Below are 22,235 nucleotides of genomic sequence, written 5' to 3'. Positions count from 1 at the left end.
AATTGCGGATCGCGAATCAACCGGATAATGCCTTATCCGGCTGACACGTTCCTGCAAATCACCGGTTACTTGGTCGCGGTGCCGTCTGGAACGAACACGTAACCCACGCCCCAGACTGTCTGGATGTACCGTGGTTTCGAAGGGTCCGGCTCGATCATCCGGCGCAGGCGAGAGATCTGTACGTCGATGGAACGCTCCAGTGCATCCCACTCGCGACCACGGGCCAGGTTCATCAGCTTGTCGCGGGTCAGTGGCTGACGGGCGTTCATCACCAGTGCCTTGAGGACCGCGAACTCACCGGTGGTGAGCATGTGGACTTCGTCGCCGCGCTTGAGCTCGCGAGTCGCCAACGACAACTCGTAATCCCCGAAGGTCACGCTTTCGTCTTCGCTGCCCGGTGCGCCTGGCACCGGAGCCGATTGACGACGCAGGACCGCCTTGACGCGTGCCATCAGCTCGTCCGGATTGAACGGCTTGGCCAGGTAATCGTCGGCGCCCAGTTCGAGGCCCTTGATACGGCTCAGTTCATCGCCCTTGGCGGTGAGCATGATGATCGGAATCTGGTTGTTCGCGCCACGCAGGCGGCGGCAGGCGGTCAGGCCGTCTTCGCCGGGCAGCATCAGGTCGAGGACGACCAGGTTGAACACTTCACGCGCCAGCAGGCGATCCATCTGTTCGGTGTTCGGTACGGCGCGGGCACGGTAGCCCTTGCTGACGAAAAAACGTTCCAGCAGGCTGCTGAGCCCTGGATCGTCGTCAACGATAAGAATTTTTTCGCCTTCAGCAGTTTGTGCAGTGCTGCTCATTGGATGCTCCTTTGATCTCGGCGCGCATTATGGCGTAGCTGCCGTTATACGCACCGTGTGCATTGTTAGCAGATTTTTCCTCTACCGCCAGCAATACAGGCATTGTGCCTACTGGCTGCGATACCCCCCGAAGCTCGGAACGCTGGTTATAATGCGCGGCCTTTTGTGTCAGGCAACTTCTGATCGTTACCGCGTATGGCAACTGTTTATTTTTCATCGCCGCGCAGTAATTTTTCGATTCCACGGGTCAATGGGATGCCTTTTGATCCAGGTGGCGGTGCAGGCCAGGCCGCTCAACCAGACTCGCCGGGCCCTGATTACTGTGCCCGCGAGCCTGCTTTCACAATTTGTCAGGTGGTTTTATGGACAGCATCAACAGCCGCATCGCCGAGGAACTCGGTGTACGCCCACAACAGGTCGAAGCGGCCGTCGCGCTACTCGATGAAGGCTCCACGGTGCCCTTCATCGCCCGCTACCGGAAAGAAGTGACCGGCAGCCTCGATGACATCCAGTTGCGACACCTGGAAGAGCGCCTGCGCTACCTGCGAGAACTCGACGAACGGCGCATCAGCATCCTGGCCAGCATCCAGGAGCAAGGCAAGCTGACCCCTGCACTCGAGCGTGACATCAAGCTCGCCGACACCAAGACCCGCCTCGAAGACCTGTACCTGCCGTACAAGCAGAAGCGCCGCACCAAGGGCCAGATCGCCCTGGAAGCCGGCCTCGGCGAGCTGGCCGACGGTCTGTTCAACGACCCGACCCTCGCGCCAGACGCCGAAGCCGCGCGCTTCGTCGATGCCGAGAAAGGCGTGGCCGACGTCAAGGCGGCCCTCGAAGGCGCCAAGTACATCCTCATGGAGCGCTTCGCCGAAGACGCCAACCTGCTCGACAAGCTGCGCAGCTACCTGAAGCAGGAAGCGACCCTCAGTGCCCGCGTGATTGCTGGCAAGGAAGAGGAAGGCGCCAAGTTCCGCGATTACTTCGAACACGACGAACCGCTCAAGAGCATGCCGTCCCACCGAGCCCTGGCGATCTTCCGTGGCCGCAACGAAGGCATCCTCAGTTCCGCGCTGAAAGTCGGCGACGAGTTGCCCGGCACCATGCACCCGTGCGAAGGCATGATCGGCCAGCAATTCGGCATCGCCAACCAGAACCGCCCGGCCGACAAATGGCTGGGCGAAGTGGTGCGCTGGACCTGGAAGGTCAAGCTCTACACCCACCTGGAAACCGACCTGCTGGGCGAGCTGCGTGACGGCGCCGAGACCGAAGCGATCAACGTTTTTGCCCACAACCTGCACGACCTGCTGCTGGCCGCTCCCGCCGGCCCTCGCGCCACCCTGGGCCTGGACCCGGGCCTGCGTACCGGCTGCAAGGTGGCCGTGGTCGATTCCACCGGCAAAATGCTCGACCACGCCACGGTCTACCCGCACGTGCCACACAACAAGTGGGACCAGACCATCGCCGTGCTGGCGGCCTTGTGCGCCAAGCACTCGGTGGACCTGATCGCGATCGGCAACGGCACCGCCAGCCGTGAAACCGACAAACTCGCCGCCGACCTGATCAAGAAGTACCCGGCGATGAAAATGACCAAGGTCATGGTGTCCGAAGCCGGCGCTTCGGTGTACTCGGCCTCGGAGCTGGCCTCCAAGGAATTCCCGGACCTCGACGTATCGATCCGCGGTGCCGTGTCGATTGCCCGTCGCCTGCAGGATCCGCTGGCCGAACTGGTGAAGATCGATCCGAAATCCATCGGTGTCGGCCAGTACCAGCACGATGTGTCGCAGCTGAAACTGGCTCGCGGCCTGGATGCCGTGGTCGAGGACTGCGTGAACGCCGTCGGCGTCGACGTGAACACCGCTTCCGTCGCGCTGCTGGCCCGTATCTCCGGCCTCAACGCCACCCTGGCGCAGAACATCGTGACCCACCGCGATGAACATGGTGCATTCAAGACCCGCGCGGCCTTGAAGAAAGTCGCACGCCTGGGGGAAAAAACCTTCGAACAGGCCGCCGGCTTCCTGCGCGTGATGAACGGCGACAACCCGCTGGATTCGTCTGCCGTTCACCCGGAAGCCTATCCGCTGGTGCAGCGCATCGCCGCTGAAACCGACCGCGACATCCGCTCGCTGATCGGCGACGCCACCTTCCTCAAGCGCCTGGACCCGAAGAAGTACACCGACGAATCCTTTGGCCTGCCAACGGTGACCGACATCCTGCAGGAACTGGAAAAACCCGGCCGCGACCCGCGCCCGGAGTTCAAGACCGCCGAGTTCCAGGAAGGCGTCGAGGACCTCAAGGACCTGCAGTTGGGGATGATCCTCGAAGGCGTGGTGACCAACGTGACCAACTTCGGTGCCTTCGTCGACATCGGCGTGCATCAGGACGGCCTGGTGCATATCTCCGCACTGTCCGAGAAGTTCATCAAGGATCCCCGCGAGGCGGTTAAAGCCGGTGACGTGGTCAAGGTCAAGGTCATGGAAGTCGACATCCCGCGCAAACGCGTTGGCCTGTCGATGCGCATGAGCGACACCCCGGGCGAGAAGATCGACGGCGCCCGTGGCGCACGTCCGGGCTCGGCGCCACGCCAATCGCAAAACACCGCACCGCGCAAGGAAGCCGCAGCGCCAGCCCCGGGCAACAACGCCATGGCATCGCTGTTCGCCAACGCCAAGCAGTTGAAGAAACGCTGATGGAAATCCCGGCAGGATTGACCGAAAGCGCGTTTTTCAAACTGCTGGGTTGCCGTTTGCACAGCCTGGAAACCGGGGTGGCGCACGTTGCCCTGGCCCTCGAACCTGAACTGCGCAATCGCGGTGGCAAGCTGCACGGCGGAGCGTTGTTCAGCCTGGTGGACATTGCCATGGGGCTGGCCTGTTCCAGCGTGCATGGCTTTGATCAACAGAGCGCGACCATCGAATGCAAGATCAACTACATCCGCGCCGTCAGCGAGGGTGAGGTGATGTGCACGGCGCGGGTGATCCACCCGGGCCGGCGCACGCTGGTGGTCGAGGCTGACGTGATGCAAGGCGATAAACTCGTCGCAAAAGCACAAGGCACGTTCGCTGTCCTGTAGCTACCGGTCATCAATTTGAGTTAATTTCGGCGCTGCGAAAGCTGCGCCGAAGTTTTTTCGTGCGCGACAGCCAGATTCAGGGAGTGAAGTTGGCATTTAAACGTGGGGCCGTGCGGCTAATGCCCGTCAGTCAAGATGCGCATACTGTGGGAGCGGGTTTACTCGCGAAGGCGCTGTGCCAGGCGACAGTCATGTTAACTGATACGCCCTCTTCGCGAGCAAGCCCGCTCCCACAGAGGTTGCGTCGATCAATCCTTGACTGACTGGCATCAGGCCTGTGCGGCTCGAAAAACCAGGCGAAAACGCCAGTTTCAACTTCACCCTTGTAGACCGTCCTGCCCACCCCCATATTGGGGCGACTGACGCGTGAAGGAATCCAACTTGAGCGAACTTCTCAACCGCCGCCTGGCTCTGCTCGGTGAGCGCGCCAACCTCTCTCTGCTCGAACAGTGTCTTCACGGCATCGAACGTGAATGCCTGCGCGTGACGGGCGACGGTCGCCTGGCGCAAACGCCGCACCCGGATGAATTGGGTTCCGCGCTGACCAACGCACAAATCACCACCGACTATTCCGAGTCGTTGCTGGAGTTCATCACCCCGGCATTGCCAGATCCCGCCGACACCCTGGCGAGCCTGGACAGTATTCACCGCTTTGCCTACAGCAAGCTCGGCAACGAGTACCTGTGGAGTCCATCGATGCCGTGCCCGTTGCCGGCCGAGGAAGACATTCCGATCGCCTACTACGGCACCTCCAACATCGGTCAGCTCAAGTACGTGTATCGCAAGGGCCTGGCCCTGCGCTACGGCAAGACCATGCAGTGCATTGCCGGGATCCACTACAACTTTTCCCTACCGGAAAAGCTCTGGCCGCTGCTCAAGGCCGACGATGGCTTTGTTGGCACCGACCGTGACTATCAATCGGCGGCCTATATCGCGCTGATTCGCAACTTCCGTCGTTACAGCTGGTTGTTGATGTACCTGTTCGGTTCCTCGCCAGCCCTGGATGCCGGCTTCCTGCGCGGTCGTTCGCATCAGCTGGAACAGCTGGATGCCGACACCCTGTACCTGCCGTACGCCACCAGCCTGCGCATGAGCGACCTGGGTTACCAGAGCAGCGCGCAAGCCGGGTTGACGCCGTGCTACAACGACTTGAACAGCTACACCGACAGCCTGCGCAGGGCGGTGGCCACACCTTACGCTCCGTATGTCGAAGTCGGCACGCACAAGGACGGTGAGTGGGTCCAGCTCAACACCAACATCCTGCAGATTGAAAACGAGTACTACTCCAACATCCGCCCTAAACGCGTGACCTACACCGGTGAGCGGCCGATCCAGGCGCTGGTGGCCCGTGGCATCCAGTACGTCGAAGTGCGCCTGCTGGACATCAACCCGTTCCTGCCCACCGGCATCGAACTGCCGCAAGCACGCTTCCTCGACGCTTTCCTGCTGTACTGCGCGCTGAACGAAAGTCCGCTGCTGACCAGCACTACCTGCGGCAACGCCACCTCGAACTTCCTCAGTGTGGTCAAGGAAGGGCGCCGTCCGGGCCTGCAACTGCAACGCGACGGTCAGTCGGTGGACATGAAAGAGTGGGCTTGTGAACTGCTGGAAAGCATCGCCCCGCTGGCCGTATTGCTGGACCAGAGCCACGGTGGCGACGCCCACAGCAAAGCCCTCGACGTGCAACTGGCGAAGGTCCAGGATTCGTCCCTGACACCCTCCGCCCAGGTGCTGGCAACGATGAGCGAACACAAGGAGAGCTTCGCCCAATTCTCCTTGCGCCAGAGCCAGGCTCACGCCGAGTTCTTCCGCCGCGAACCGCTGGCCGCTGACGAACAAGCGAAGTTTGAAGAGTTGGCCCGTGCGTCCCTGGCCCAGCAAACCGAGCTTGAACAGAACGAAGTCGGTGATTTCGACGTGTTTGTCGGCGCGTATCAGGCGAGCATTCTGGCGATCAGTAACTAACCGCTGTCCCTGTGGCGAGGGAGCTTGCTCCCTCGCCGGGCGATGCACCGCGCAACCATCTTGGGGGATGTGCCATTTTTCAGGTAACCCGACGGCTGGTCGAACGCGGGAACGCTCAACATTCACGCACCCGCACAAACACTTCGACCGCCTTGTCCACCCACACCCGGCCCCCAATGGTGGCCTGGTTCTAGCGCTGACTTGCTGAACGCCACCTATGCTCGATGCATACCCTGATCGCTCCCACGCTCGCGCTCAGGAACGATCCATCAGCCCGGGAGTGCGCGACCATGCACACCACGATCATCATCACCTTCGGCCTGGTCCTGTTGGCGTTGATGCTGTTCATCGGCCAGAAACTGGGCTTCAGCCGTGACACCCTGACCTACAGCTTCGTTGCCCTGTGGCTGGCGCTGACGGTCATCAACGGCGCCATCGGCATGATCAGCACAGGGCAATCGCTGACAAACGAGTTGATGGTGGGGTTCATGGTGTTTGCGGTACCCGTGGCGGCCCTGGTGTTGTTCATGTCCTTGAGCAACACCTGAGCCACCGACCCCGTCAGCGCACCAGGTGGAGGAACTGCATGTGCCGCTCGTACTGGTCGAGGATGTCGTTGATGATTTGCTCCTTGGTGTAGCCCATCAGATCGTAATCCTGACTGCCCTCGCTCAAGTGCACTTCGGCGCGGTAGTAACGGCGGTTGCGCAACTCCTTGGGCCCCATCCCGCCACGGGCGAATGACGGCGTGAAGTAGCCGCGCATCTGCACCTGGTAAATGAACGGGTGCTGGTCGCCGTGGACGATTTCCAGGCTGACACTGTCATTGGCCGGGTCCGGTTGAGTGATCACGTTCAGGCCCTTCTCGACGAACACCGCGGTCACCTCTTCGATGGCCGGACGCACCGTGGTGTCGAGGAAGCGATACACCTCATCGCGAGACGGGAAGTGCACCGCCTGGGTCAAGCGCTGGCGCCAACCACCCTTGCCGCGCCGGGAGGCCGAGACCGGTGCCAACGAGTGCATCTGGGCGATCTTCCTCTGCGATTCGAGGTAGAACGCCTTATGCAGCCCCCACATCATCAGCAGCAAGATCAGCGAGAACGGCAACGAAGTCAGCACCACCGCTGACTTCAACGAATCGATGCTGCCCGCGAACAACAGGGCGCTGGTGACCAGTGCCGTCATCGCCCCCCAGAACACCCGCAACCATTTCGGGCCGTCTTCGTCGGCGCTGCCACCACGGGCCGACAACGTCGAGAGCACCACGGTGCCGGAGTCGGCCGAGGTGACGAAGAACACGAAGCTGATGAACACCGTCACGGCGATCACCGTTTTGCTCCAGGGGTAGGTCTCCAGCAACAGGTAAAGGGTCATCGACGGATTGTCGATGGCCGACAGGCCCAGGGCACTCATGCCGTGATTGAGCACCTGGTCGATGGCGCTGTTGCCGAAGATCGACATCCACGCCAGGGTAAAACCAAGGGGAATCAGCAACACGCCGAAGACGAACTCACGGATGGTCCGGCCACGGGAAATCCGGGCAATAAACAGGCCCACGAACGGCGACCATGCAATCCACCAGGCCCAATAGAACACGGTCCAGCCACCCAGCCAGTCGCTGGGTTTGTCGTAGGCGTACAGGTCGAAACTCTTCATCGGCAAGGCGCCGAGATAATCGCCGAGGTTCTGGATCAGGGTGTTGAGCAAGTGCTGGGTAGGACCTGCGAACAAGACGAACAGCAACAGCGCGCAGGCCAGCAGCATGTTGATATCGGACATCACCCGCACGCCCTTATCGACGCCCGCGACCGCCACGATAATCGCCGCGCCCATCATCAAGGTGATCAGGCCGACCTGAACCCACTGTGTGTGGGCAATGCCGAACAGGTAGTCCAGGCCGGAATTGAGGTGCAACACCCCAAAGCCCATGTCCGCGCCCAGGCCGAACACCGTGGCGATGATGCCAAAACCGTCCACCGCGTAACCGATGGGGCCGTTGATGCGCTTACCAATCAGCGGGTACAGCGCCGAACGCAGGGCCAGCGGCAGGTTATGCCGGTAGGCAAAGTACGCCAGCGCCATGCCGACAAAGGCGAATACGCCCCAACCATGCAGGCCCCAATGCAGAAACAGAATCTGCATCGCCTGGCGCGCCGCGTCAGCCGTGCCGGCTTCGCCCTGGGGTGGTTGCAGCATGTGCGTCAGGGGTTCGGAGACGCAGAAGAAAAACAGCGTGATGCTGATCCCGGCCGCGAACAGCATGCCGGCCCAGGACAGGTAACTGAATTCGGGCTCGTCGTGGTCGGCACCGAGCTTGATCTTGCCGTAGCCAGACAAGGCGGTGACCACCACGAAGACCAGATACAGGGTCATTGCCAGCATGTAGTACCAGCCGACCGTGTTGGCCGCCCAGTCTTGCGCGGCCAGCAGCCAGGCACCGGACTGTTGCGGGAAGGCGATGACCACCAGGCCGAACAGCAAAATGAAGGTCGCCGCGAAGTAAAACACCGGCGGGTTCATGCGCATCTGACCGCTAGGAGGGGTAGTTGATGCACTCATGCGGGATGCACCTCGAGGGGGTAAAACGTGGCTGTCAAAAACGGACTCAGCAAAGGCAAGCCTCCTGTTGTGAGCGGGCAGCGAACCGCCGGTTTAACTTGAATGAACGTTCAAGTTAAACATGGATAGGGGGCTAAGGACTAATCCCAAGGCCCGGCGGCACTGTCGTACGCTAGCTCAAGGAAGACTATGAGGTGGGGTTTGAAGGATTTGTTCAATGAAAAATCAGCAGAATGCCACTACCGTGGAGAGGAAGCTTGGCGCAGCAACTGCCATGCATCGCGCAAGACTCGGGTCACAGGTTTTGGGCCGCTTCGCGACCCAGCGGGAGCAAGCTCCCTCGCCACAAAGCGTACCCAACATCGCCCTACTTCTGCGTCCCGTCATCATGTTGCAGATTGGCCTGGGTCAGGTTGCTCCCGGCCGGCACGCTGCGGGTCAGCCAGACGTTACCGCCGATGCTCGAGCCCTTGCCGATGGTGATCCGCCCCAGAATGGTTGCACCGGCATAGATCACCACATCGTCCTCGACAATCGGATGGCGCGGGTGGCCCTTCTGCAATTGACCGTCTTCGTCCGCCGGAAAGCGTTTGGCACCGAGGGTCACGGCCTGGTAGATACGCACGCGCTCGCCGATGATCGCCGTCTCGCCGATGACCACGCCGGTCCCGTGGTCGATAAAGAAGCTGCGACCGATCTGCGCGCCCGGGTGAATGTCGATGCCGGTAGCCGAGTGGGCGATTTCCGAGCTGATGCGGGCCAGCAATGGCAAACCGGCGCGGTACAGATGGTGCGCCAGGCGATGGTGAATCACCGCCAGAATCCCCGGATAGCACAGCAGCACTTCATCGACGCTGCGGGCCGCCGGGTCACCGTGATAAGCGGCCAGCACATCGGAGTCGAGCAGGCTGCGCAGCTGCGGCAGGGCCAGGGCGAAACCCTGGATCAGGCCGATCGCCCGTGCCTCGACGTCGGTGTCGACCTGCGCGCTTTGCCGCGCGACATAGCGCAGCTCCAGGCGAGCCTGGCCAAGCAAAGCGTTCAGCGCCACATCCAGCGTATGCCCGACGTAAAAGTCCTCGCTCTCCTCACGCAAGTCCACCGGCCCCAGGCGCATCGGGAACAACGCGCCACACAACGCCTCGAGAATCTCCGCCATCGCCGCACGCGACGGCAGCTCACGCCCCCCCTGCTCGCCGCTGCTGCGACCATTCTGTGTGCGCCACTGGTCGCGGGCCGCGCGCAGTTCGCTGACGATGGTCTGTAATTGCCAATGGCTGGAACGCTCGCTCACGGTAAAACTCCTCACAGGCTGCGGCCGTACAGTCGGCCGCCTAAACGGCATTCACTTTACGATATGGGTCCAAAACGGAATTAAGAACTAATTGTGCTGTTCTCAGCACTTTTTTGCATAAGCGTTTCGCGGTTGCCCGAGCAAATCAGCCTGCCTATAGTCCAGACATCTCCTACAACCTGTACGGACCCATGATCAAACAACAGCTGGCTCGTTTTAATCGCCTGGACCTCCTCACCCACGCCACCCCCCTGGAAAAACTCGATCGCTTGTCGAGCTGGCTGGGGCGTGATGTCTATGTCAAACGCGACGATTTGACGCCGCTGGCCATGGGCGGCAACAAGCTGCGCAAACTTGAGTACCTGGCCGCCGACGCACTCGCGCAAGGTGCCGACACGCTGATCACCGCCGGGGCCATCCAGTCCAACCATGTACGCCAGACCGCCGCCCTGGCCGCTAAGCTGGGCCTGGGGTGCGTCGCCCTGCTGGAAAATCCGATCGGTACGGATGACAGCAATTACCTGGGCAACGGCAATCGCCTGTTGCTGGACCTGTTCGATGCCAAGGTCGAGTTGGTGGACAACCTCGACAACGCCGACCAGCAGTTACTGGCCTTGGCCGAGCGGCTGCGCAGCAATGGCAAGAAACCCTATCAGGTGCCGATTGGCGGTTCCAATGCCCTGGGCGCACTGGGTTATGTGCGGGCGGGGCTGGAACTGGCGGAACAGATCAAGGATACCGGCCTGGAATTCGCCGCCGTGGTCCTGGCTTCGGGCAGTGCTGGCACCCATAGCGGGCTGGCACTGGCGCTGAGCGAAGTGCTGCCAGGCCTGCCGGTCATCGGCGTCACCGTATCGCGCAGCGACGAGGACCAGCGGCCCAAGGTTCAAGGCCTGGCCGAACGCACTGCCGAACTGCTGGGCGTGAGCGTGCCGGCGAGTTTCAAGGTTGAGCTGTGGGACGAGTATTTCGCCCCGCGTTACGGTGAGCCGAACGCCGGCACCCTGGCCGCCGTGAAGTTGCTGGCGAGCCAGGAAGCGCTGTTGCTGGACCCGGTCTACACCGGCAAGGCCATGGCCGGCCTGCTCGATGGCATTGGTCGTCAACGCTTCAATGACGGGCCGATCATCTTTTTGCACACCGGTGGCGCGCCGGCGTTGTTTGCCTATGCCACCGCGTTTTGAGAAACCCGGTGGCGAGGGAGCTTGCTCCCGCTGGGATGCGAAGCGTCCCCAAAACCCGCGACCCGGCTCTTGCAGATACACCGCGTTATATGGATTTGCGCTTGCTACGCAACCGAGCGGGAGCAAGCTCCCTCGCCACAGAATTTGTACTCAGACTTTATATTCCAATAACGAATAACAAGGTTAACTTATATTATTTTCCAATCTAAAAGCCGTGTCATATAGTCCCGCCGCAGGCGCAATTGCCGCGAGACGCATACGCTGCTTTAAGGCAGGATGTTGCAGTCGTTCCATTCCCGGTTTTGCCTGCTTCCTAAAACAACGTCTTCATAAGAAAACACAGGGGCTTGTCATGAATTTTTCCGCATTTCGTCGAAATCTGCTGGTGGGCTCGCTGGGCCTGGTCCTGGGTGCCGGACTTCTGGGGCAAGCGGTTGCCGGTGAGCAGCTGCAAAAAATCAAGGAGGCCGGCGTAATCAACGTTGGCCTGGAAGGCACTTACCCACCGTTCAGCTTCGTCGACGCCGACGGCAAGCTGGCCGGCTTCGAAGTCGAATTCTCCGAGGCCCTGGCCAAAGAGCTGGGGGTCAAGGTCAAGCTGCAACCGACCAAATGGGACGGCATCCTCGCGGCGCTGGAGTCCAAGCGCCTGGACGCGGTGATCAACCAGGTGACCATTTCCGAAGAGCGCAAGAAGAAGTATGACTTCTCCGAGCCGTACACCATCTCCGGAATCCAGGCCCTGACCCTGAAAAAGAATGAAGGCACCATCAAGACCGCTGCCGATCTGGCGGGCAAGAAAGTCGGTGTCGGCCTGGGTACCAACTATGAGCAGTGGCTCAAGGACAACGTTCCACAAGCCATCATCAAGACCTACGACGATGATCCGACCAAGTATCAGGATCTGCGTGTAGGCCGTATCGACGCCATTCTGGTGGACCGCCTGGCCGCTCTGGAACTGACCGCCAAGGCCAAGGACACCGCGGTTTCCGGCGAACCCTTCTCCCGTCAGGAAGCCGGTATTGCCCTGCGCAAGGGCGAGCCTGAACTGCTGGCGGCGGTGAACAAGGCCATCGAGAAACTGCGCGCCGACGGCACGCTGAAAAAGATCTCGGAAAAATACTTCAACGCTGACGTCACTCAATAATGGAAGAAGGTTTCCAACTCGCACTGGACTCCGCGCCCTTTCTGCTCAAGGGCGCGTACTACACCGTCATCCTGAGCCTGGGCGGCATGTTCTTCGGCCTGCTGCTGGGGTTTGGCCTGGCGCTGATGCGCCTGTCACGCTTCAAGCTGGTGAGCTGGATCGCCCGCATCTACGTGTCGTTCTTTCGCGGCACGCCGTTGCTGGTGCAGTTGTTCGTGATCTATTACGGCTTGCCGCAATTGGGGATCGAACTTGATCCACTGCCCGCCGCCCTGATCGGCTTCTCGCTGAACATGGCGGCCTACGCTTGCGAAATCCTGCGTGCCGCCATCAGCTCCATCGAGCGCGGCCAATGGGAAGCCGCTGCCAGCATCGGCATGACCCGTGCACAAACCCTGCGCCGGGCCATCCTGCCGCAGGCCGCGCGCACGGCACTGCCGCCACTGGGCAACAGCTTTATCTCGCTGGTCAAGGACACGGCATTGGCCGCCACGATTCAGGTGCCGGAACTGTTCCGCCAGGCACAACTGATCACCGCCCGTACCTTCGAAATTTTCACCATGTATCTTGCCGCCGCGCTGATCTACTGGGTTCTGGCCACGGTGCTGTCGCACCTGCAGAACCAATTGGAAGAGCGGGTCAATCGGCACGACCAGGAGTCCTGACCCAATGATTGTCGTGGAAAAACTGACAAAGCAGTTCAAGGGTCAAGTGGTGCTCAATGGCATCGATCTAGAGGTCAAGGAAGGCGAGGTGGTCGCCATCATCGGCCCCAGTGGGTCGGGCAAGACCACCTTCCTGCGTTGCCTTAACTTCCTGGAAGAACCCACCAGCGGCCGGATCAAGGTCGGCGACATCGAAATCGATAGCAGCCGCCCACTGAACCAGCAGCTAGGCCTGGTGCGGCAGTTGCGCCAGCACGTAGGTTTCGTGTTTCAGAACTTCAACCTGTTCCCTCACCGTACCGCGCTGGAAAACGTCACCGAAGGCCCTTTGGTGGTGAAGAAAGTCCCCAGGGAACAAGCCCTGGCATTGGGCCGCAAGCTGCTGGCCAAGGTGGGCCTGGCGGGAAAGGAAGACGCCTACCCGCGCCGTCTCTCCGGTGGGCAACAGCAGCGTGTCGCCATTGCCCGGGCGCTGGCCATGGAGCCGGAAGTGATTCTCTTCGACGAGCCCACTTCAGCCCTCGACCCTGAACTGGTCGGTGAAGTACTGGCGACCATTCGCGGCCTGGCGGAAGAAAAACGCACCATGGTCATCGTCACCCACGAGATGGGCTTTGCCCGCGATGTGGCGAACCGGGTGGTGTTTTTCGACAAGGGTGTGATCGTCGAACAGGGCGAAGCAAAAGCACTGTTTGCCAATCCCAAAGAAGAACGCACACGGCAATTCCTCAGTAAATTCCTGAACAACTGAAGTTACACAGAACATACCAAACCCTATTAAAATCGCTCATCTTCCACGGACGGAAGTGACACTCCCCGAAATAACAAATCAACCGACCAGCAGCATCCCCGCTATTCCATTCAGCTTTCATTCAATCGCTCGATCGCGGTAAATAGAGACCTCCTGCCGCGAGCTCTTGTCACGTACGCGGCTACATATCCTACCCATACCCACACCGCGAAGTGCCAGATATTATGGCTCCAGCTCAGTAAGCCACCAAGAAAAAGGTCAACTAGCCGTCCATTGAGGAGCCATATGACGTAGGAGCTTTCTGAATAGCAAAACATCAGATCGTTATCAACTTCTAACTATTGACACGTTATCAAGCGCGCTCTTATCTAGACACCCACAAACTCTTCACCACACCTGAAACACTCTCAACGCTATTAATAAACAATTAACCGCTTGAATCACTGCCAACTAACGCACCCCATCATTACGAAATGGACTTCGTTGCATTATTTCAAGGAGAACACTCATGAACTGCATGTCGAACACAGTTGAACTGACAGCTCCCCGCCTCGCGCAATCACCGGGGTCAGCCATCAATATCACCTCTGCCGCTCACCTGCTGATCGAGATATCACCTTATGCCAGCATGGAAGAAGGCGACCTGATCGAGTTGTACTGGGACGACTGCTATGTGGCTTCCAGGGCGCTCGGTGCCACCGATATCGGCCAACCACTGCAATTGCGCGTGCCGGAGAGCTTCATCCGCAACGGCAACTCGCGAATCCACTATCAGGTCATGCAGGTTGGACGAAGCCCGACGTTGTCCGCTGCGAAAGGGGTTCAGGTCAAACTCGACTGCCCGGGAGGCCAGCCTCACGCCTTGTGCATCGACGAAAACCAGAGCCTGGAGCCCCTGGGCATTCCAGAGATGATCCGCCGCCACGGGGTGAATCCAAGCCAGATCAAGCGTGGCGTTCCGCTGACCATCGAGCCCTACCTGAACATGGCCGCTGACGATGCGATCACACTGCGCTGGGGCGATGTGCGCATGGACCTGCCCACGGTCAAACCGAGCGAAGTCGGCAAGCCCGTCAATGTCTGGGTACCGCCGGCGGTGATTCTGGAGGCGGGTGAAGACAACCGCCTGGAAGTCACCTATTGCATCCTCGACCGGGTAGGGAACAACTCACGCTGGGCACCGGCTCGCACCCTGAAGATCGGCGGTACCCAGCCCTGCTACACCGTGCGGCCCAACAAAGGGCTGCGTACCGAGAAACCCTGCATCGAGGCTGCTCGCCCACGCTTTGACAGGAACCACCCGCACCCTTGAACACCCGCGCTTCCGGTCTGACTGGGTCGCTTCGCGACCCAACGGGGCAAGCCTCCTTGCTACCAAGGTGCGACGCTGACCGTCTATGCATATTCCAAAATGTTAGTTCATAAATTGTTTATACGCCATTAGGGTATATGAACCGGACCACCGGACATTCTTGAATTCGATTTCGCCGCACGAGCGGCTTATCCATCAGATGTGAGGTAGGTATGGTCCGGAACACAATCACCCCAGTGCAGATCGCCAGGGCATTGCGTACAGCCAAGGAGTGGCAGTGATGTCCAGTCTGGCCGAAGCAAGCGTTCAGAGCGATCTGGACATCGCCCCGCCGTTGTTGCCCGCGCACGTACTGCGCAACGACGCACAAGCCCTTGAAGCTGCCCGTGAACTCGCGAATGGTGCCCGTCTGCAAGCGGCGCAACGCGATCAGCAACGGAAGTTGCCATGGGTACAGATCGAGCAATTCACCCGCAGCGGCCTGGGCAGTATTGCCATTGGCAAGGCTTTCGGTGGGCCCGAGGTTTCATACGTCACCCTCGCCGAAGTCTTCGCGATCATTTCCGCGGCGGACCCGGCGTTGGGACAAATCCCGCAGAACCAGTTCGGCATTCTTAACCTGCTCCAGCACGTTGCCCGCGAACCGCAGAAACAGCAGTTATTCCAAAGCGTGCTCGAGGGTGCGCGCATCGGCAACGCAGGCCCCGAACGCGGCAACAAGAACACCCTGGAACTCAAGGCGCGCATCACCGCCGAAGGTGATGGTTTCGTGCTCAATGGCCAGAAGTTCTACTCCACCGGCGCGCTGTTCGCCCACTGGATTGCCGTCAAGGCACTGAATGACGATGGCAAGCAAGTCATGGCATTCGTGCGTCGAGGCACCCCTGGGCTGCGCATCGTCGATGACTGGTCGGGGTTTGGCCAGCGCACCACGGCCAGTGGCACTGTGCTGCTGAACAACGTGCGGGTCGAAGCCGGCCTGGTGGTGGACAACTGGCGAATCAACGACAGCCCGAACATTCAGGGCGCCGTGTCACAACTGATCCAGGCCGCCATCGATGTCGGCATTGCCCGCGAAGCCATCGATGACGCCATCCGCTTCGTTCGCGAACACTCCCGGCCATGGATCGACGCCAAGGTCGATCGGGCCAGCGATGACCTCTATGTGATTGCCGACATCGGCAAACTGAAAATCGAATTGCACGCCGCCCAAGCGCTGCTGCGCAAGGCCGGCCGTGTACTTGATCAGGTCAGTGCGGCACCGGTCACCGCCCAATCTGCCGCCCGCGCCTCGATTGCGGTGGCCGAAGCCAAGGCGCTGACCACCGAGATCTCGTTGCTGGCCAGCGAAAAACTCTTCGAACTGGCCGGCAGCCGCGCCACCCTCGCCGAGTTCAACCTCGACCGCCACTGGCGCAACGCCCGCGTGCATACCCTGCACGACCCGGTGCGCTGGAAGTATCACGCGGTGGGCAGCTATCACCTCAACGGCACTTTGCCGGCCCGGCATTCCTGGATCTGACCGACCCGACCTCTGGAGAAACACATGACTCTTTCTCACTCCGTCGCGGTTATCACCAGCGATGAGCATGCCCTTATTGTCGCCAGCGACCTGGCCGATGACTTCAAGCGCGACAGCGCCCTGCGCGACCGTGAACGCCGCTTGCCGCACCTGGAACTGGAGGTTTTCTCACGCTCCGGCCTGTGGGGCATCAGCGTACCCAGGGAGTACGGCGGCGCGGGGGTTTCCAGCGTCACCCTGGCCAAGGTCATTGCCCTGATCGCCCAAGCCGACGGCTCCCTGGGGCAAATCCCGCAGAACCATTTTTATGCCCTCGAAGTACTGCGTATCAACGGCAGCCAGGCGCAGAAAAGCCGCCTGTACGCCGAAGTCCTGGCCGGCCAGCGCTTCGGCAATGCCCTGGCCGAATTGGGTACCCGCACCGCTCACGACCGGGTCACCCGCCTGACACGCGACGGCGACGGTTATCGCATCAACGGGCGCAAGTTTTACGCGACCGGCGCGATCTACGCGCAGCGGATTCCCACCTCGGTGGTCGATGAAAACGGCGTCCAGCAACTGGCCTTCGTCCCGCGCGACAGCCAGGGGTTGACGGTGATCGACGACTGGAGCGGCTTCGGCCAGCGCACCACCGGCAGCGGCTCGGTGGTGTTCGAGGAGGTCTACGTGTCGGCCGACGACGTGGTGCCGTTCCAGAGCGCCTTCGAACGCCCGACCACCGTTGGTCCGCTGGCGCAGATTCTCCATGCCGCCATCGACACCGGCATCGCCCGCGCCGCCTATGAGGACGCGCTGCATTTCGTGCGGACCAAAACCCGGCCGTGGATCGACGCGGGCAGCGACAAGGCCATTGAGGACCCGCTGACGCTCAAGCGCTTCGGCCAACTGGGTATTCGCCTGCACGCCGCGCAAGCCTTGCTCGAGCGTGCCGGCGAATACCTCGATGCGGCGCAGGCCCGGAGCGATGCGCAAACCGTCGCGGCGGCCTCGATTGCCGTGGCCGAAGCCCGCGCCATCAGCACCGAAATCTCGCTGGCGGCCGGCAGCACGCTGTTCGAACTGGCTGGCAGCCAGGCAACACTCGCCGAGCACGGCCTGGACCGGCACTGGCGCAACGCACGTGTGCATACCCTGCACGATCCGGTGCGCTGGAAGTACCACGCGGTGGGCAACTACTACCTCAACGACGAAAACCCGCCGCTGCGGGGGACCATCTGATGAGCCGCCCTGCAGAAGCGAAGAAAAAGATCCTGCTCAATGCCTTCAATATGAACTGCATCGGGCACATCAACCATGGCTTGTGGACCCATCCACGGGACAACTCGACCCAGTACAAGACCGTCGAGTACTGGACCGAACTGGCACAGTTGCTTGAGCGCGGATTGTTCGACGGCTTGTTCATCGCCGACATCGTCGGCGTGTATGACGTTTATCAAGGTTCGGTCGACGTTCCCCTGAAAGAGTCGATCCAGCTGCCGGTCAACGACCCGTTGCTGCTGGTCTCGGCCATGGCGGCGGTGACGAAAAACCTCGGTTTCGGCCTGACCGCCAACCTCACCTACGAGCCGCCGTACCTGTTCGCCCGGCGCCTGTCGACACTCGACCACCTGAGCCGTGGCCGGGTGGGCTGGAACATCGTTACCGGCTACCTGGACAGCGCCGCCAAGGCCATGGGCCTGAGCGAACAAGTGGAGCATGACCGGCGCTACGACCAGGCCGACGAATACCTGCAAGTGCTCTACAAGCTCTGGGAAGGCAGTTGGGAGAACGACGCGGTGATCAACGACCGGGCGCAGCGCATCTACGCCCAACCAGGCAAAGTGCATAAGGTCGAGCACCACGGCGAGTTCTATCAGGTCGAGGGCTATCACCTGTGCGAACCCTCACCGCAGCGCACCCCGGTGCTGTTCCAGGCCGGCAGTTCGGAGCGCGGCTTGCAGTTCGCCGGCCAGCACGCCGAATGCGTGTTCATCAGTGGCCAGGACAAGGCCTCGACCCGGGCCCAGGTGGACAAGGTTCGCGCCAGTGCCATCGAGGCGGGGCGCAACCCGGGCGACATCAAGGTGTTCATGGGCTTGAACGTGATCGTCGGGGCCACCGAAGCGCTGGCGTGGGCCAAGCATGCCGAGTACCTGGGCTACGCCAGTGCCGAGGCGGGAGTGGCGCATTTTTCCGCTTCCACCGGGATCGATTTTTCCGGGTACGAACTCGATGAGCCGATCCAGTACGTGAAAAGCAACGCCATCCAGTCCGCGACCCGGCACCTGCAAAACAACGATTGGACCCGGCGCAGATTACTGGAGCAACACGCCCTGGGCGGACGCTACATCACGGTGGTCGGCTCGCCCGTTCAAGTGGCCGACGAACTGGAGTCGTGGATCGCCAAAACCGGCCTGGACGGCTTCAACCTGACCCGCATCGTCACCCCGGAAAGCTATGTCGACTTCATCGACCTGGTGATTCCCGAACTGCAGCAACGCGGCTCGTACAAGACCGAGTACGAGACGGGCACGTTGCGCGAAAAGCTGTTTCACGCCGACGCGCATTTACCCGGACAACATACCGGCTCGACTTACCGTAACTGATCGTTCCAGCGCACCGCATGGGAACGAGCGACTTCAAACTGACTGGAAGCTCATGATGAAAAACACTCTGTTTACCCGCCCAGTCAAAGCACTGGCCCTGGCCCTCGGCCTGTTCAGCCCGGCGGTTTTCGCCGCCGACGCGCCCCTGAAAATCGGCACCACCGCCGCCTTCGCCATTCCCCTTGAAGCCGCTGTCGAAGAAGCCGGCAAACAAGGCCTGAAGGTCGAACTGGTGGAGTTCAGCGACTGGATCGCCCCGAACGTCAGCCTGGCCTCAGGGGACATCGACGTGAACTACTTCCAGCACATCCCGTTCCTGGAAAACGCCAAGGCCACCGCCCACCTTGACCTGGTGCCGTTCGCGCCGGGGATCATCAACAACGTCGGCCTGTACTCGAAAAAATACAAAAGCTTCGACGAACTGCCAGTGGGCGCCAGCGTGGCCATCGCCAACGATCCGATCAACAGCGGACGCGGCCTACAGTTGCTGGCCAAGGCCGGGCTGATTAGCCTCAAGCCGGGCGTCGGCTACAAAGCCACCGAGGACGACATCGTCGCCAACCCGAAGCAGATCAAGATCCTTCAGGTCGAAGCCGTGCAACTGGTGCGCGCCTATGACGACGCCGATCTGGTGCAGGGCTACCCCGCCTACATCCGCCTGGCCAAGACCTTCGACGCTGGCTCTGCCCTGCTGTTCGACGGTCTGGACCACAAGGAGTACGTGATCCAGTTCGTGATCCAGCCGAAAAGCAAGGCCGACCCACGCCTGATCAAGTTCGTCGACATCTACCAGCACTCACCCGTAGTGCGCGCAGCCCTGGACAAGGCCCACGGCCAGCTCTACCAAGCCGGCTGGGAAAGCTGAGCATGAGCGCCGCCATCCAACGGCGACTGGAGATTCCAGAGCCCCATGACGCCGAACAGACCGAACTGCATCCACAACTCACCCACGCTCACGTGCGCTTCATTGGCCTGGGCAAGACTTACCAGGGCCAACAGGGGCCGGTGGCGGCACTGCAGGGCATCGACCTGGCGATCCAGCGCGGCGAGGTGTTCGGCATCATCGGCCGCAGCGGTGCCGGCAAGTCGTCGCTGATCCGCACCATCAACCGCCTTGAGCAACCGAGCAGCGGCCGGGTGCTGATCGATCACGTGGACATCGGCGAGTTCGATGAGGACCGCCTGGTGGCGCTGCGTCGGCGCATCGGCATGATCTTCCAGCACTTCAACCTGATGTCGGCCAAGACCGTCTGGCAGAACGTCGAGCTGCCGCTGAAGGTTGCCGGTGTGCCGAAAGCCGAACGCGCGGCCAAGGTGCGCGAACTGCTGGAACTGGTGGGCCTGCAAGCCAAGCACAACGCCTACCCGGCGCAGCTCTCGGGGGGGCAAAAGCAGCGCGTCGGCATCGCCCGGGCGCTGGTGCACGACCCGCAGATTCTGCTGTGCGACGAGGCGACTTCAGCACTGGATCCGGAGACCACCCAGTCGATCCTCGGCCTGCTGCGCGAGATCAATCGGCGACTGGGGTTGACCATCATCCTGATTACTCACGAGATGGCGGTGATCCGCGATATCTGTGATCGGGTGGTGGTGCTCGAACACGGGCGAATCGTCGAGCAAGGCCCGGTCTGGGAAGTGTTTGGCAACCCACGACACGAGGTCAGCAAAACCTTGCTGGCGCCGTTGCAACACGGGCTGTCAGAAGAGCTGCAAAGCCGCCTGCAATCCCAGCCACATTCAGCGCAAGCCGCCGTCGTGCTGCGTTTGCAGTTCACTGGCAGCGGCGCGGATGAACCTGACCTGGCGGCGCTGTTCGGCGCCCTGGGTGGGCGGGTGCGCTTACTGCAAGGGGGTGTCGAACGGATCCAGGGGCATGCTCTCGGGCAATTGCTGCTGGCGGTAACAGGTTCGTCCCTGGGTGCCGAAGAACTGCGACAACGGGCCACTCAATGGGCGCAACAGGTGGAGGTGCTGGGTTATGTGGTTTGATCGATTGTTGCAGGGCGTTATCGACACCTTCCTGATGGTTGGCGTGTCGTCGCTGATCGCACTGTTGGCGGGTATTCCGCTAGCGGTAATCCTGGTGACCAGCGCCAAGGGCGGGATCTACGAAGCGCCGGCATTGAACCGGGCGCTGGGGGCCTTTGTGAACCTGTTCAGGTCGATTCCGTTCCTGATCCTGATGGTCGCGCTGATTCCCTTCACCCGCCTGATCGTCGGCACCACCTATGGCGTCTGGGCCGCCGTGGTGCCGCTGACCATCGCCGCCACGCCGTTCTTTGCGCGCATCGCGGAAGTCAGTTTGCGCGAGGTCGACCACGGCCTGATCGAAGCGGCACAGGCCATGGGCTGTCGGCGTTGGCACATCATTTGGCACGTGCTGCTGCCCGAAGCACTGCCGGGGATTGTCGGCGGGTTCACCATCACCCTGGTGACCATGATCAACTCCTCGGCCATGGCCGGTGCCATTGGTGCCGGCGGGTTGGGAGATATCGCGTACCGCTACGGCTATCAGCGTTTCGACAGCCAGATCATGCTCACCGTCATTGCGTTGCTGGTGATACTGGTGGCGGCGATTCAGGTCGGTGGGGATCGACTGGCGCGGGTCGTCAACAAGCGTTGAGCCCGTTTGCCGCCGAAGGGATGCGGACCCCGGGCACGGTCAACCGCAAAAAAGCTTATAGTCGGCCCATCTCCTTTGCCTGCGCAGCCGATCATGAAGCACACCCCCGACGACCTCCAGCAGATCACGACCACCACCCTGGGCCACTACGAGGAAGTGGCCGAGGATTTTCGCGAAGGCACTCGCGATCACGATGTCAGCCAGAACATCGACGCGCTGCTGCGGCATATCCAGGGTACGGCACCGTTCACCCTGCTCGATTTTGGCTGTGGGCCAGGCCGTGACCTGAAAACCTTCACCGCCATGGGTCACGTTGCCATTGGCCTCGACGGCTGTGAACGGTTTGCCCAGATGGCACGCGATGACAGCGGCTGTGAGGTCTGGCAGCAGGACTTTCTCAAACTCGACCTGCCGGACGAACGCTTCGACGGCATTTTCGCCAATGCCGTGCTGTTTCACATCCCTGTTCAAGAACTGCCCCGAGTGCTCAAGCAGCTGCATGGCTCCTTGAAACCGGGTGGCGTGTTGTTCAGTTCGAATCCGCGCGGGGATAACCGTGAAGGCTGGAGCGGGCAGCGTTTCGGGGCCTATCACGACCTGGCGGCGTGGCAGGTACTGCTGACAGCGGCAGGGTTTGTGGAGCTGGAACATTACTACCGGCCAGCGGGGCTGCCGAGGGATCAGCAGCCCTGGTTGGCGAGTGTCTGGCGCAAGGGATAACAGACTGAAGTCGGTGATGCCCTGCGTTG

Annotated in this window: 19 protein-coding genes; 16 read left to right on the top strand and 3 right to left on the bottom strand. The window is 61.1% G+C overall.

Annotated features, from left to right (window positions below):
• Nucleotides 1-65: 65 nt before the first annotated feature.
• Nucleotides 66-806, bottom strand: coding sequence for a two-component system response regulator OmpR (ompR, locus tag CKW25_RS20905; protein WP_054595095.1), 741 nt, complete (start codon nucleotides 804-806; stop codon nucleotides 66-68).
• Between the two features lie 362 nt (nucleotides 807-1,168).
• Here ompR and CKW25_RS20900 point away from each other — a divergent pair, with 362 nt between their 5' ends.
• The 4 genes from CKW25_RS20900 (at nucleotide 1,169) to CKW25_RS20885 (ending at nucleotide 6,389) form a co-directional block, all read left to right on the top strand.
• A complete protein-coding gene (locus tag CKW25_RS20900; protein ID WP_095082133.1) occupies nucleotides 1,169-3,493 on the top strand; it encodes a Tex family protein in 2,325 nt (774 codons plus the stop codon).
• Nucleotides 3,493-3,876, top strand: a complete 384-nt coding sequence (locus CKW25_RS20895; RefSeq protein ID WP_095082131.1) for a PaaI family thioesterase — start codon at nucleotides 3,493-3,495, stop codon at nucleotides 3,874-3,876. The genes CKW25_RS20900 and CKW25_RS20895 overlap by 1 nt, the downstream gene beginning before the upstream one ends.
• 381 nt (nucleotides 3,877-4,257) lie before the next feature.
• On the top strand, nucleotides 4,258-5,841 hold the full coding sequence (gene gshA, locus CKW25_RS20890) for a glutamate--cysteine ligase (RefSeq protein ID WP_095082129.1): 1,584 nt from the start codon (nucleotides 4,258-4,260) through the stop codon (nucleotides 5,839-5,841).
• A gap of 290 nt (nucleotides 5,842-6,131) precedes the next feature.
• Nucleotides 6,132-6,389 (top strand): hypothetical protein, encoded by a 258-nt coding sequence (locus tag CKW25_RS20885; RefSeq protein ID WP_095082127.1) that lies wholly within the window; start codon nucleotides 6,132-6,134, stop codon nucleotides 6,387-6,389.
• Nucleotides 6,390-6,402: 13 nt separating this feature from the next.
• On the opposite strand, the gene betT is transcribed toward CKW25_RS20885, so the two are convergent.
• Together betT and epsC are read right to left on the bottom strand one after the other, a co-directional pair.
• A complete protein-coding gene (betT, locus tag CKW25_RS20880; RefSeq protein WP_172736592.1) occupies nucleotides 6,403-8,364 on the bottom strand; it encodes a choline transporter BetT in 1,962 nt (653 codons plus the stop codon).
• Between the two features lie 406 nt (nucleotides 8,365-8,770).
• The gene (gene epsC / locus CKW25_RS20875; RefSeq protein WP_095082124.1) at nucleotides 8,771-9,697 is read right to left on the bottom strand and encodes a serine O-acetyltransferase EpsC; all 927 of its coding nucleotides are present in this window, start codon (nucleotides 9,695-9,697) and stop codon (nucleotides 8,771-8,773) included.
• A 191-nt stretch (nucleotides 9,698-9,888) separates the two neighbouring features.
• On the opposite strand from epsC, the gene CKW25_RS20870 reads away from it, so the two are divergent.
• From CKW25_RS20870 to CKW25_RS20815, 12 genes are all read left to right on the top strand, one after another.
• Nucleotides 9,889-10,881, top strand: a complete 993-nt coding sequence (locus CKW25_RS20870) for a D-cysteine desulfhydrase (RefSeq protein ID WP_095082123.1) — start codon at nucleotides 9,889-9,891, stop codon at nucleotides 10,879-10,881.
• A gap of 352 nt (nucleotides 10,882-11,233) precedes the next feature.
• Nucleotides 11,234-12,028 carry a cystine ABC transporter substrate-binding protein gene (gene tcyJ, locus CKW25_RS20865; protein ID WP_095082121.1) on the top strand — a complete coding sequence of 265 codons (795 nt, stop codon included), beginning with the start codon at nucleotides 11,234-11,236 and terminating at the stop codon, nucleotides 12,026-12,028.
• Nucleotides 12,028-12,693 carry a cystine ABC transporter permease gene (gene tcyL, locus CKW25_RS20860; RefSeq protein WP_095082119.1) on the top strand — a complete coding sequence of 222 codons (666 nt, stop codon included), beginning with the start codon at nucleotides 12,028-12,030 and terminating at the stop codon, nucleotides 12,691-12,693. Before tcyJ ends, tcyL begins: the two co-directional genes overlap by 1 nt.
• 4 nt (nucleotides 12,694-12,697) lie before the next feature.
• A complete protein-coding gene (gene tcyN / locus CKW25_RS20855; RefSeq protein WP_095082118.1) occupies nucleotides 12,698-13,444 on the top strand; it encodes an L-cystine ABC transporter ATP-binding protein TcyN in 747 nt (248 codons plus the stop codon).
• A gap of 508 nt (nucleotides 13,445-13,952) precedes the next feature.
• Nucleotides 13,953-14,756 (top strand): hypothetical protein, encoded by an 804-nt coding sequence (locus CKW25_RS20850; protein ID WP_256577998.1) that lies wholly within the window; start codon nucleotides 13,953-13,955, stop codon nucleotides 14,754-14,756.
• Between the two features lie 280 nt (nucleotides 14,757-15,036).
• Nucleotides 15,037-16,278, top strand: coding sequence for an SfnB family sulfur acquisition oxidoreductase (locus tag CKW25_RS20845; protein WP_095082117.1), 1,242 nt, complete (start codon nucleotides 15,037-15,039; stop codon nucleotides 16,276-16,278).
• A 24-nt stretch (nucleotides 16,279-16,302) separates the two neighbouring features.
• Nucleotides 16,303-17,496: an SfnB family sulfur acquisition oxidoreductase gene (locus tag CKW25_RS20840; RefSeq protein ID WP_095082115.1), complete on the top strand. Its 1,194-nt coding sequence runs from the start codon at nucleotides 16,303-16,305 to the stop codon at nucleotides 17,494-17,496.
• Nucleotides 17,496-18,863 carry an LLM class flavin-dependent oxidoreductase gene (locus CKW25_RS20835; RefSeq protein ID WP_095082113.1) on the top strand — a complete coding sequence of 456 codons (1,368 nt, stop codon included), beginning with the start codon at nucleotides 17,496-17,498 and terminating at the stop codon, nucleotides 18,861-18,863. The genes CKW25_RS20840 and CKW25_RS20835 overlap by 1 nt, the downstream gene beginning before the upstream one ends.
• Before the next feature lie 52 nt (nucleotides 18,864-18,915).
• Entirely contained in the window at nucleotides 18,916-19,728 is an 813-nt protein-coding gene (locus tag CKW25_RS20830; RefSeq protein WP_371855197.1) for a MetQ/NlpA family ABC transporter substrate-binding protein, read from the top strand.
• Nucleotides 19,729-19,730: 2 nt separating this feature from the next.
• Nucleotides 19,731-20,852 (top strand): methionine ABC transporter ATP-binding protein, encoded by a 1,122-nt coding sequence (locus tag CKW25_RS20825; protein WP_095082109.1) that lies wholly within the window; start codon nucleotides 19,731-19,733, stop codon nucleotides 20,850-20,852.
• Nucleotides 20,842-21,486 (top strand): methionine ABC transporter permease, encoded by a 645-nt coding sequence (locus tag CKW25_RS20820; RefSeq protein WP_095082107.1) that lies wholly within the window; start codon nucleotides 20,842-20,844, stop codon nucleotides 21,484-21,486. The genes CKW25_RS20825 and CKW25_RS20820 overlap by 11 nt, the downstream gene beginning before the upstream one ends.
• Before the next feature lie 93 nt (nucleotides 21,487-21,579).
• Entirely contained in the window at nucleotides 21,580-22,206 is a 627-nt protein-coding gene (locus CKW25_RS20815; protein ID WP_095082105.1) for a bifunctional 2-polyprenyl-6-hydroxyphenol methylase/3-demethylubiquinol 3-O-methyltransferase UbiG, read from the top strand.
• Nucleotides 22,207-22,235 lie beyond the last annotated feature (29 nt).

The organism is Pseudomonas sp. Irchel s3h17 (genome assembly GCF_900187505.1).
Classification (GTDB): Bacteria; Pseudomonadota; Gammaproteobacteria; order Pseudomonadales; family Pseudomonadaceae; genus Aquipseudomonas.
This window is presented reverse-complemented; position numbering and strand designations above follow the sequence as displayed.